This is a genomic window from Flavobacterium sp. 140616W15 (genome assembly GCF_003668995.1).
Classification (GTDB): Bacteria; Bacteroidota; Bacteroidia; order Flavobacteriales; family Flavobacteriaceae; genus Flavobacterium.
In genome coordinates this window covers 1842813-1855285 of sequence record NZ_CP033068.1, presented here as the reverse complement: position 1 = coordinate 1855285, position 12473 = coordinate 1842813, and the positions used below count along the sequence as shown (strand labels likewise).

Here is a 12473-nt window from a genome sequence, read left to right as displayed (position 1 = left end):
GATTAAATCTTGCTTTTTTTATTTGTGTTTTTGGATGATGGCAAATCCTCTTTACGTTCACCAATTTGTTGCCTCCACATTGCATAATACAACCCTTTTTTATCAACAAGTTCATGGTGAGTTCCTTGTTCAATAATTTTTCCACGCTCGAGTACAAAAATAGTATCGGCATGCATAATAGTGGATAGTCGATGAGCAATTAGAATAGTAATTTGTTGTTTGTCAACAGATATTTCTCTAACAGTTTGCGTAATTTGAGATTCAGTGAGGGAATCTAAAGCAGAAGTTGCTTCATCGAATATCAATATTTTTGGTTTGCGTAATAGAGCTCTAGCAATAGAAAGACGTTGCTTTTCACCACCCGAGAGTTTTTTTCCACCTTCACCCAAAACAGTATCAAGCCCTTTACCTGAATTTAATATTATTGGAGTTGCAGATGCTTTTTTTATGGCCGAAAGCATTTCTTCTTCAGTAGCATCTGGCTTAACAAATAATAGATTTTCACGAATAGTTCCTGAAAATAGTTGCGTATCTTGTGTTACAAAACCCATTTGTCTTCGAACATGATTGTATCGTAAATCTTTAATAGAAATATCATCATAAAGGATATCGCCTTCAACGGGGCGGTATAGCCCCACCAATAGTTTTACAAGAGTTGATTTTCCTGAACCAGATGGACCTACAAAAGCAATATTATCTCCAAGTTTAGCTTTAAATGAAATGTTCTGAATAGCATTATAAGTTGCATTTTTATGCTTGAAAACGACATTGTTAAAATGTAATTGACTAATTGAACCAACTTCTACAGGTTCTTCAGGACTATATTCAGGTTCTTTTTGCATTAATTCATTAAACAAAAATAAAGCAGTCTCAGCTTCACGATATGAGATAATTATACTTCCAAGATCTTGTAATGGGCTAATGATTCCAGAAGATATAAATTGCATTGAAATAAGTTCACCAGGAGATAAAACATTCTTAAAAATTAACCACAATAAAATAAATAGGATAGACTGTTTAAGAAATATCAAAATACTACCTTGAAGAAAAGTAAGCGTTCTCATTTTCTTGACTTTTTCCATCTCTAAGTCGTAAATTTCTTGAGTATGAACCTTTAAACGTCGAATTTCGGGATAGGTAAGCCCTAGACTTTTTACTAGTTCTATATTCCGTAGACTCTCCGTTATAGTACCACTCATTTGCCGATTTTGTCGAATGAGCGAACGTTGCAAGGTTTTAATTGATTTGCTTAAAATACTAGTCAATCCTCCCAAGATAACAACACCAATAAAAAAAACAGGAATAAGCGCCCAATGCTTAGTAACTGCATACCACATTAAGAAACCAATGCCTACTACCGAAGTAAATAAGATGTTTATAAATGCTGAAATAAATTTCTCAGTATCAGTGCGTACTTTTTGTAAAACAGACAATATTTCTCCACTACTTTGGTCTTCAAATTCCTGAAAAGGTAATCTAAGTGTTTGCCTTAGTCCGTCATTGAAAATTTGCATTCCAAATTTTTGTACTATCATTCGCAATACATAGTCCTTGAGTGAAAGAAATAAACGAGCCGTGAGAGCAATAACAACTGCTATTATTAATAGTTTTATGACACCATTTTCTTTACTATTGTCGCTTTGGTTGTTTTTTAAAGCATAATCATCTATAATTTTTCCGAAAATGATGGGATCATAAAGAGAAAGAATTTGTGAAATACCAGCAAAGAACAAAACTAAAACTATGAGCCAACTGTATGGTTTGAGATATTTCCAGAATAAAATCATATAAATTTTAATTGAAATGAAATATAAAGATATTAAATTAACCCATTAGATGTGATTCGCATTCGATGCAATAAAACCTAAGATTTATAAATTGTATTTTATAGTGCAATTCGCAGGTAGCAATTTATTTAATAGGTAATAAAATCACGTAAAACTATACCAGTTAGTTAACCAGAGAAGGAGCTTAAATCTTTTTAAGAAAAAAGACTATTGAATGAATAATTAAATTATACCTGTATTTACTGTTGTTACACTCTTTTTATACCACAAATAAATAGACTTAGAGTATCTTATTACTTTTAATTTTTTTAGGCATTTTTTTTAAACCAGTAGGTACTAGTAGGATTATTTTGGATAAGTATATATTTTTGATTTTCTATAAAATGTAAATAATTATAAGACTGGTTTTTACTTAAAACATAAGTTCTGATTATTTACTTTTATAAGTCTATAATAATTAACCAACAAACTATATTAATAAGTAACAATGAATGAAATTTTAATCAAAAAAACATCCCATTTTTTTACAGAAAAATTTGGGAATGAACCTCAAAAAATAATTCTTTCACCAGGAAGAATCAATATAATTGGTGAGCATATTGATTATAATGATGGATATGTATTACCGGCCGCTATAGATAAAATTATTTGTTTTGCTTTAGAAAAAAACAATTCTCAAAAATCAAAAATTTACGCAATAGATTTAAATGATGAATTTGAATTAGATTTAACAAAAGAAATTCAATTGAGCGATATTGTATGGACAAATTATATTTTAGGTGTTGTAAAACAGCTTCAGGATAATGGTTTTTCTTTAGAAGGATTTAATTGTGTTTTTAGCAGTAATATTCCAGTAGGTTCAGGATTATCATCTTCGGCAGCATTAGAATGCGGGATGATTTTTGGTATAAAAGAACTTTTTAATCTTACTATCAATAAAGTAGATATTGCATTATTAGGACAAAAAGCAGAACATTGGGTAGGAATTAATTGTGGTATCATGGATCAATTTTCAAGTGTTCATGGATTAGAAAATAAAGTAATTAAATTAGATTGCAAAACACTAGAATTCGAATACCACGAAGCAAATTTTAATAATTATGCCTTGGTGTTATTTGACAGTAATGTAAAACATTCGCTATTTACATCTGAGTATAATACGCGTCGTGAAGAATGCGAAAAAGGACTGTCGATAATCAAAAAATATTTTCCAGAGATCAAGAGTTTTAGAGATTGTCAAGAAAGCCAATTATTAAGCATTCGAGACAAAATGGATAAAATTGTTTTTAAAAGAGTGCATTATGTTATAAATGAAATTAGACGTGTTGCACAAGCATGTGATGCTCTTGATAATGGAAACATAGAACTTTTAGGACAACTATTATTTGATACTCATAAAGGTTTGTCTGTTGATTATGAGGTTAGTTGCGAAGAGTTAGACATGCTTGTTGCAACAGCAAAAGAGGATGATGCTATAATAGGTTCTAGATTGATGGGTGGGGGATTTGGAGGCTGTACAATCAATTTAATTAAAAAAGGACAAGAAAATGAGGTGAAAAATAAGTTTTCGTCCCTTTATTTAGATATATTTGGTATTGAATTAAAATTTTACGACGTAAAAATCGGAACTGGAACATCACTTTACACCTTAGATAAATAAATGAGAAACTTTAACATTAATGAAGACCCCCACAGAAGGTATAATCCATTATTAAACGAATGGGTACTTGTTTCACCTCATAGAGAAAAACGTCCTTGGCAAGGACAAAATGAACTAGTTGTAACAGAACCTTTGCCGAAATACGATTCAACTTGCTATTTGTGTCCAGATAATGTAAGAGCTAACGGAATAAGCAATCCCAAATACGAAGGTAGCTTTGTTTTCGATAATGATTTTGCTGCGATGAAGCAAGATGAAATTATATATGAAGAAGATATCAAGTATACTTTTTTCTTAGCTAAACCAGAAAGAGGAATTTCAAGAGTGGTTTGTTTCTCACCAAGACATGATCTTACATTGCCAGAAATGGAAATTAAGGACATTGAAAATATTATTAAAACTTGGCAAAAAGAATATGCTGATTTAGGTGCAGTTAAATACATCAATTATGTTCAGATTTTTGAAAATAAAGGAAGTGTTATGGGATGCAGTAATCCACATCCGCATGGACAAATTTGGGCACAAGAATCATTGCCGACTCAGGTAGAAAAAACACAAAATAGCTTAAAAAACTATTTTAACAAATACGATACCACGCTTTTAGCTGATTATCTTAAAGCAGAATTAAAAAAGAAACTCGTATCGTTATTGAAAATGATCATTTTGTAGCTTTAGTTCCTTTTTGGGCAGTATGGCCGTATGAAACGATGATTATAAGTAAGAGAGTTTTCGGAAGAATAACTGATTTTACTGCAGAAGAATCTGTTGCATTTGCGACTATATTAAAACAGTTAACAATAAAATACGATAACCTTTTTAATACCTCTTTTCCATATTCATCAGGAATTCATCAAGCTCCAACAGATGGAAACGAACACCCAGAATGGCATTTTCATATGCATTTTTATCCACCATTATTACGATCTGCTTCTGTTAAGAAATTTATGGTTGGCTACGAAATGTTAGGTGAGTCACAACGAGATTTAACTCCAGAAAAAAGTGCAGCTCATTTAAGAGAGCAATCAAATATTCATTATAAAATGGAATCATAATTTTATATTGATAAAATACGATTTATCGTTCATTTTTATTTGTCTTTTCCCATTAGATAAATGAATATTGAATAAGATTAAGGAAGTTTAGGCTTCCTTTTTTTGTTTTTTTATCCTATTTTTACTTAAATAGTATTAATTATCAGTTTGTTTCGTAATGAAATCAAAAGATTATAAGCGAAATAAATTGAAAATCATTTAAATAAAAAGTTATGAAAATAGGATTAATAGGATTTGGAAAAACAGGAAAATCGGTTGCTTCAGTGTTACTAGAAAATAAGGCTTTTTGTTTAGAATGGGTTTTAAGGCAAAGTACAGTACTTGAACATCGATCAGTTCCAGAATTTTTTGGAGTTCCATCAGATGAGCCAGGATTAATATATTCAAGCTCAAAAACAACTATAAAAGAGCTCTTAGACAAGCATCCCGTAGATATTATAATTGACTTTTCTTCTAGCTTAGGTATTCATACTTATGGCGAGGCTGCAGCACAAAGAGGAATTAAAATTATATCTGCAATATCTCATTATACAGAAAAAGAGTTAAACCTTCTGAAAAAATTAGCCATTAAAACAACTGTATTTTGGTCTCCAAATATTACATTAGGGGTAAATTATTTGTTATTTGCTGCTAAATTTTTAAAGAAAATAGCTCCTTGGGTAGATATTGAAGTAAACGAAGAACATTTTAAATTAAAACAAGGAACGTCAGGCACGGCTATTAAAATTGCGGAAGCTCTAGATGTCGAAAAAGAAAATATAAATTCGGTTAGGGCAGGAGGTATTGTAGGAAAACATGAAGTAATATTTGGATTTCCATATCAAACGGTGCGACTTATTCACGAATCAATTTCAAGAGAAGCATTTGGAACGGGCGTTGTTTTTGTAGCTGTAAATATTGAAAATAAAGAAATAGGATTGTATAATTTTGAAGATATTTTAGCCCCTTATTTTCAAATGGATAATTAGAATTTATAGTTAAATAATTCCATAGAAATATTGATTTAAATGGATATTTCTATGGGATTTAGTATTTATCAATTTAGTATTTAAAGAGATTAAGTTTCTATTTAAGTTTTTTTTGTTCCCACTTTATCAATAGGCCTAAAACGTAATGCACTCCAAGTTTCATCTATAGAAATAGCAGTTACAGTTTTAAGTCTGAATTCTTCTGCAGTTACTCGAATTGTATCTCTGTTTATATCGGTTTTAATTTTTGAAGTCCCTTTTGGATACGCAAACCATAAAACACTATCAGATTCGATATTTTCTAAATCATATTTAAGAAAGTTTAAAAACTCTTGGTTATTATTAATAAAAATCAAGGTGTTCGTGCTTTTTGTTTTTTTATCAAAAGTAATTTTCATTCCAAGTTTAATAAACTCTTCTTTTATTTCTTTAGGTGCATTAAGAACAATCCCGCTGTCCTTAAATTTTAATTTTTTAATAACGTCTTGCATTGTTTATACATTAGTTGGTTTTATGGCTAATGTATGTATTTTTTATTTGTTGTTAATTTAATTTTAGACATTCTAATGAATAAAAAACGCAGATAAATAATTATTTTTCGATAGTTCTAAGTGCCTTTTTAACTATATATGTTGTTTGTTTTGTAGGGCTAATTTCTTTCCATTTTTTGCAAATTTCAATGACAAAATCAGGATCACTTTTGCTGGCATCATTTAGCCAGTTCCCAACGCTATCTTGTACGTATTTTGCATTATCTGATTTTAGAGGTTCTAAAATAATTAACCCTAATTCAGGGTTTTGTTTTAATATTTCAAGATGCTCACACCAAACTCCTCTCGGTCTGGTAGCTTCACTTGCAAACCGTCTTATATTCTCGTCAGAGTGTTTTGTCCATTCTGATAAAATGGTTAAGCTTTCGTTTAAATTTTTAGCTATAGAAGGTCTTACTGCTAGCCAGCAAATTTCTCTAACACCAAAATGTTTATCAGCAGCAAAAGGCTGAATTTGATCTAACATTTCACTAATTGATAGTTCTGCGTTCTTTCCAATAGTATAAGTTGCCCAGCATCTAACTAAGTCTGATTTATGAGCTGAAATTATTGTAAAAAGTTCACTATCATTTTCCAGTTTAGCTAATCTAAAAAGACTAGTTCCAATAGTTTCATTTATAGTATTGACAGTTTGTTTTTTTAGTGCCTCAATATTTGTAATAATTGGCTCCAAATACTTAGAACGATTGGTTTGATGAAGAACGTTTTTAAGTAACAGTTTTTGATCAATAGCTAACCATTCTACTAAATTGGCAGTCTCAATTTCTCCTTTATTAAGTTTATCTAAAATATCGACGGGTATGTCCTTAGTTGAGCGCGAACCTTTACGTTTTATTTCTGTCATAATAATTTATAAATTCTCTAATAAAGTATCGATTAGTTAGCATAAACATTGGCTTTGCTAAAATAGATGTTAATTATTTTATTAATTTTGCAAAGATTCAAAACATTATCTGTATCTGCAATAGCGCATAATTTTAGCACATAGGGATAAAAAAGTCACTATTATGAAAACAAAGGAAAGAAGCTTAGAAAATAAAATTTGCCCATTAGAAGTAGCAGTTAATTCTATTAGTGGGAAATGGAAAGTTCCTATTGTTTGGCAAATCAATGAAGGTAAAAAACGCCCAAGCGAGTTTTTACGTGGAATTGCAAAAGTCGACAGAAGAGTTTTGAATCAACAGTTAAAAGAAATGGAACAAGACGGTATTCTGACCAAAGAGTCATTTAATGAGCTTCCGCCAAGAGTTGAATATTCACTTACGGAATTAGGAGAAAAATTGGTAACGATTTTATGGATGCTAAATGATTGGGGTAAATTAATGATTCCTGCCGAGGAAGATTAATTTATTTCAAGAAAACGATTTTACAGACTATCAGCAAATTGTATTATTTATTAAATTAAAGTTGCGCTCTTTTAATTATAAAATAGGCTAGTTCTTCATTATCTCTTATCAGATTGTCTCTTCGTTCAAAACCAGATTTTTGTAATACATTTTGTGAGCCACTGTTGTCAAGATCAGTTATGGCAACTACTTCAGGAATATTGGTGTTTGTAAAACAATATTGAGTCATAGCTTTGCATACTTCAGTAGCGATGCCTTTACCCCAATATTCTTTACTAAGAACATATCCAATCTCTATTTGATTGCTGTTGTGTACAAAAATACGCGCAACACACATCCCTATAAAATTGTTGTTTGTAGTGTCAAATATTGCCCAACGGCTAAGATTACCCTTTTCATAATTTTCAAGTAATTCTTTAAACATTTCTATATACCTCTCAGCAGAAGTTTCTGGTAAGTATTGGGTAACTTCAGCATCTTTAAACAAGTTTAAAAATGTTTGTTGCTCTTCTGGCAAAAATTCACGAATGATTATCCTTGGGCTTTGGTATAGGTTTGTCATGTTATTGATGTGCATTTATCAAAAGTAAAAAAATAAAATACATATATTCGCAAATAAGAAAATAGTTAGTGTTAAAATGGAAATAGAACAGATAATAAGATTTATTTTGCCTTTGGTAAGTATTGTCATGGGATTAGCAATAAGAAATTCAGATAATGAAAATTATGCCTCTATAAAAAAGTATTGGTGGTTTTTTGTTGTGATAGGGGTACTTTTATTCTCCTACAGATTATATAATTTTTTGAATTAATTAGCATAATGACTTGATGTACAATTTAGTTTATTGAGAATGATTATGTGATTAAAAATTATGTCGTAGTACTTAAATAATTGATTATATTTATTGTAAGATAAGTTTACAAATTAAATGCTTAGTAGTTATTGCTTTTTATTTTAAAGTAAAAGTTTATATTATTGTATATAATGACTTTTAAATCAGTGTTTAGTTAAAATAATATTATTAATAATCAATCAATGTTTACGCTATGAAATTTCTAAAATTATTAGTCCTTATATGCTTCTTACTGTTTAATTTTTTAGATGGTTTTTCGCAAAATTTAAAGCCAGGTTTTGATAAAGCTGAATATAGAGAATTAATATATTTGGCTACTCAATCGACAGAATCTCCTGAAAAAGCAAAACTAATTCCTCAGCCAGAACACTCAAAACTGGTGTATAGAAGTAAGCCAATAGGACTGGATAATCTTTGGGAGTTATGGCTAAAAGATGAAAATACAGCTGTATTATGCACAAGAGGAACTACTGAAAAAGGAGAAAGCTGGCTTGCTAATCTTTATGCAGCAATGACACCGGCAAAAGGAGAAATGAAAATTTCTAATTCAGAGACATTTGAGTATGAATTATCGACTAATAAAGATGCCGCCGTTCATACAGGATATCTGTTAAGTACTGCTTTTATTTCAAAGGAAATGCTTCCTAAGATAGATTCTTGTTATAATTCAGGAATTAAAAATTTCATAATTATGGGACATAGCCAAGGTGGAGGTATAAGCTATCTACTTACGGCTCATTTTTATAGTTTACAAAGCAAAGGTAAACTACCTGCCGATATTCGTTTCAAAACGTATTGTAGTGCTGCACCAAAACCAGGGAATTTATATTTTGCATATGATTATGAGCGTAAAACGCAAAACGGTTGGGCATTTAATGTAGTAAGCGCCGCAGATTGGGTACCTCAAACACCTTTTTCGGTTGAAACGCCAGAAGATTTACCAATAGTAAGTCCAATTGCAATGGTAGAAGAAACTATTAAAAATCAGACTTTTTTTAAGAGAATGTTTTTAAATATGGTTTATGGAAAACTAACAGATCCATCCCGTAAAACCGTTAAGACATATCAAAAAATATTAGGTAAAGAAATGGCAAAAAGAGTGAAAGAATTTTTACCAGAATTTGTACCACCTCCATTTTATAATAGTAACAATTATGTGAGAACTGGAAATACGATTGTTCTATATCCGAACCCCAATGATATAAATTATTATGAAAAATTCCCAAATAATACAAAGGACATAATGATGCATCATTCTTTTCCACCTTATTTATATCTCTTAAATCAGCTAGAGTAAGTTAACGATCTTAGGATTCAATTGTTATCAAGCTACTCTTAATCACCTGATAAGTAAGTCCCATCGGACATTATGTTTATAGGAAAGATATTTTTTTCAAAAGAACCCCATCGGGGTGTTATATTTAATAATCTGAGATCGGTATCGCTCCACTAGAGCTATTAAAAACAATTTCTTGCGTCTCGTAACTTCGATATCGGCAAAAATAATAACTAAAAATAGCGATTGCATAACCTGAAACTTGAAACCAAAAATTTAAAACCTGAAACTAAAAAAAACTAATTAGAAGTAATCTGATACGCACATCTTCTGTCACCTCCGATGATATGGCTAACGCGATTAATTATAATATCTTTACCTAATACTGATCTAAAAGTATTTAATTCAGAAGAACAAAAACCTTGATATATAGTTGCGGCCGCACAAATTGGGCAATGATTTTCGACTAAAAGATAACCCTCATCATTTTTTGAGTATTCCGCCATATAACCTTCTCTTGTTCTTATTTCGACAAGTTTTTGTAATTTTTGTTCCAGATTACTAATGGTATCAATTTCTTCATGATATTTCTTTTTTCCTGTTTCTTCATAAACATCTATAACCGTTTGCAAAGCATTTTCACCCATTGCATTAATAATGTTTATCAACTTTAGAGTTAATTCAGCGTGCGTGTCTGGAAATTTTGCATTTCCATTTGAAGTTAGGCTAAATGTTTTTTGAGGTCTACCCACACCTTTGGATTCTTCTTGTGGATGAATAAGATCCTCTTCAACAAGTTTAAGTAGCTGTTGTCTAACCCCTTCCTTTGTTATCTTAAGTTCATGCGCAATTTCAAGAGCCGTAAGAGGACCTCGCATTTTGAGTAGCATTAATATCTTATTTGTAGTCATAAATTAATAAAACAAGTATTTAGTTGTTTTATTATGCAAAATTATTAATTTTGCATAACTTATCAAAGCTGATTGGAAGATTTTATCCACCTAAATTCAATCAATATTGTAAGTTACAGAATTTAAAAACGTAAAATTATAGATTATGTTATTAGAATTACAAGAGCTTCCCATTAGTTCATATAATATGATTGACTTTCCTGTATACATCGTTCCGTACTGGAATGTACTTATGAAATTTACAATTAGTATATATCCTCAACTATAGATTTTTAGAAATCTCAAAAATCTTTAATTAAAATTAAAGCAGTTTTTACAATGTGCTCAGCAACCTAGAATAGTATTCAGATTGGGCGGGGGATACCTATGTCTAAAAATTAGCAATACCCAAAAATTATAACGCAATAAATAACTCAATAATTTAATAATCAGAATATGGAAATAATAAATAAAATAGATGCTTCAGGCATACAAACACTAGATCTACGTAACTATAAATCTAATGGAGAAGATTTTATAGTATTTGATATTGTACCATTTCTAATAGAAGATTTTCTATTACAGGAAAAAATATTTCGATCAGAAATGGCTCAAATAGATTGGAATCAATTTACAGGAAAAGACGTTGTTATCTGTTGTTCTAATGATGCGATTATACCACTTTGGGCTTATGCATTAATTAGTTCACTCTTAGCTCCTCATGCATCTATAGTGGTGTATTCAACAATAGGGAATCATGAAAACCTTTTATGGATGGAAAGAATAAGAAAGATAGAATTTTCGGCTTTTATCGGTCAGAAAGTGGTTTTAAAAGCAAATACAGCTATACCAGAAGAAATTCTTGTATTGGCTACAAGTCAGTTAATAAAATATGTACAAACCTTAATGTGGGGAGAAGCAGGTTCTCCTTTAATGATTTATAAAAGAAAATAAGAGATATAATGAAAATATAATAGCAATTCTGTTCATAGGAACTCTTTCGATAGTTTCATGTAATACAAAAAGTACAGAACAAATAGAAAGTCCGACAGCATATCCAACACTTATATTAAAGGCTCAAGAAGCAAATGTTTCTATTGAATTTCCAACAACATTAGAAGGAGAACAAACAGTCGAAATACGCTCTAAAATCGACGGATATATAGAGCAGGTTTATGTAGAAGAAGGTTCGGTTGTAACCAAAGGGAAGCCTTTATTTAAAATAGACGCTAATAGTTATTTACAAGAAGTAAACAACAAAAAAGCGGCAGTTCTAGCTGCCGAAGCCAGCTTGGAAACAGCAGTTATACAAACCAAAAGAACGGCAGCATTGGCAGAAAAAAAGATAATAAACAACTACGAATTAACATCTGCCAAGAATATAGAAAGAGTAAAAAGAGCTGAATTAAGTCAGGCAAATGCTGATTTGTCAGCAGCTAAATCAAAGCTTGCTTTCACCAATATAGTGAGTCCAATAAATGGAGTAGTAGGAAGCCTACCGTATAAGATAGGAAGTTTGGTGAGTAGTTCTGCACCAGATCCTATAACTACAGTTGCTAATACCAAAAACGTTTTTGCTTATTTCTCATTAAGTCAGCAACAATTAAATTCTTTTTTGAGTCAATATTCAGGAAATCAATTAAAAGAAAAATTTAAGAATATGCCAGCCGTTTCTTTAGTTACTGCTGATGGAGAAACATATCCACTAAAAGGAAAAATTCAAACTTTAAGTGGTGTATTAAATGCAAGTACTGGAGCTGCTAATTTTAAAGCAGTTTTTCCAAATCCAGATGCTAAACTTTGGAGTGGAGCAAGCGCTACGATTGTTATTCCAACACAATTAGAAGATGCAATCCTGGTTCCTAAAAAGGCAGTATTTGAATTGCAAGGGCGCTTTTTTGTCTTTACTGTAGATGCAAAAAACGTAGCACATAATACTGAAATAAAAATAAGAAACACTGCAACCGAAAAAGAATATGTAGTAACCGAAGGCGTAAAATCTGGAGATACTATAATTGTTGACGGAATTGGAAATTTAAGAGATGGAATGAAAATAGCACCGATAGCTTCTTTAGCTAAAAAATAATAA

General features: G+C 30.8%; 11 protein-coding genes and 1 pseudogene. 7 read left to right on the top strand and 5 right to left on the bottom strand.

Features of this window, described 5'->3' with window-relative positions; genetic code table 11:
- Positions 1–2: 2 nt before the first annotated feature.
- Positions 3–1787, bottom strand: a complete 1785-nt coding sequence (locus tag EAG11_RS07840; RefSeq protein ID WP_129538695.1) for an ABC transporter ATP-binding protein — start codon at positions 1785–1787, stop codon at positions 3–5.
- Positions 1788–2274: 487 nt separating this feature from the next.
- On the opposite strand from EAG11_RS07840, the gene galK reads away from it, so the two are divergent.
- From galK to EAG11_RS07825, 3 genes and pseudogenes are all read left to right on the top strand, one after another.
- Complete coding sequence (gene galK / locus EAG11_RS07835) at positions 2275–3447, top strand: galactokinase (protein WP_129538694.1); 1173 nt, start codon at positions 2275–2277, stop codon at positions 3445–3447.
- A pseudogene (locus EAG11_RS07830) lies at positions 3448–4499 on the top strand (UDP-glucose--hexose-1-phosphate uridylyltransferase). It begins immediately after the preceding gene.
- A 212-nt stretch (positions 4500–4711) separates the two neighbouring features.
- A complete protein-coding gene (locus EAG11_RS07825) occupies positions 4712–5467 on the top strand; it encodes a 4-hydroxy-tetrahydrodipicolinate reductase (RefSeq protein ID WP_129538693.1) in 756 nt (251 codons plus the stop codon).
- Between the two features lie 101 nt (positions 5468–5568).
- Here EAG11_RS07825 and EAG11_RS07820 read toward each other — a convergent pair whose 3' ends face one another.
- On the bottom strand, positions 5569–5958 hold the full coding sequence (locus EAG11_RS07820) for a hypothetical protein (protein ID WP_129538692.1): 390 nt from the start codon (positions 5956–5958) through the stop codon (positions 5569–5571).
- Between the two features lie 100 nt (positions 5959–6058).
- Positions 6059–6862 carry a DNA alkylation repair protein gene (locus tag EAG11_RS07815; protein WP_129538691.1) on the bottom strand — a complete coding sequence of 268 codons (804 nt, stop codon included), beginning with the start codon at positions 6860–6862 and terminating at the stop codon, positions 6059–6061.
- Between the two features lie 163 nt (positions 6863–7025).
- Between EAG11_RS07815 and EAG11_RS07810 the strand changes: the two genes are divergently transcribed.
- Entirely contained in the window at positions 7026–7364 is a 339-nt protein-coding gene (locus EAG11_RS07810; protein WP_129538690.1) for a helix-turn-helix domain-containing protein, read from the top strand.
- Between the two features lie 55 nt (positions 7365–7419).
- Here EAG11_RS07810 and EAG11_RS07805 read toward each other — a convergent pair whose 3' ends face one another.
- On the bottom strand, positions 7420–7926 hold the full coding sequence (locus EAG11_RS07805) for a GNAT family N-acetyltransferase (protein WP_129541054.1): 507 nt from the start codon (positions 7924–7926) through the stop codon (positions 7420–7422).
- Between the two features lie 485 nt (positions 7927–8411).
- On the opposite strand from EAG11_RS07805, the gene EAG11_RS07800 reads away from it, so the two are divergent.
- Positions 8412–9515, top strand: a complete 1104-nt coding sequence (locus tag EAG11_RS07800) for a lipase family protein (RefSeq protein WP_129538689.1) — start codon at positions 8412–8414, stop codon at positions 9513–9515.
- A gap of 278 nt (positions 9516–9793) precedes the next feature.
- Here the strand turns inward: EAG11_RS07800 and EAG11_RS07795 are convergent, their stop codons facing one another.
- Positions 9794–10405, bottom strand: coding sequence for a metalloregulator ArsR/SmtB family transcription factor (locus EAG11_RS07795; protein WP_129538688.1), 612 nt, complete (start codon positions 10403–10405; stop codon positions 9794–9796).
- Between the two features lie 435 nt (positions 10406–10840).
- On the opposite strand from EAG11_RS07795, the gene EAG11_RS07790 reads away from it, so the two are divergent.
- Both EAG11_RS07790 and EAG11_RS07785 read left to right on the top strand, forming a co-directional pair.
- Entirely contained in the window at positions 10841–11338 is a 498-nt protein-coding gene (locus tag EAG11_RS07790; RefSeq protein WP_129538687.1) for a DUF2480 family protein, read from the top strand.
- Positions 11325–12470, top strand: a complete 1146-nt coding sequence (locus tag EAG11_RS07785) for an efflux RND transporter periplasmic adaptor subunit (RefSeq protein WP_129538686.1) — start codon at positions 11325–11327, stop codon at positions 12468–12470. Before EAG11_RS07790 ends, EAG11_RS07785 begins: the two co-directional genes overlap by 14 nt.
- The last annotated feature ends 3 nt before the right edge of the window (positions 12471–12473 follow it).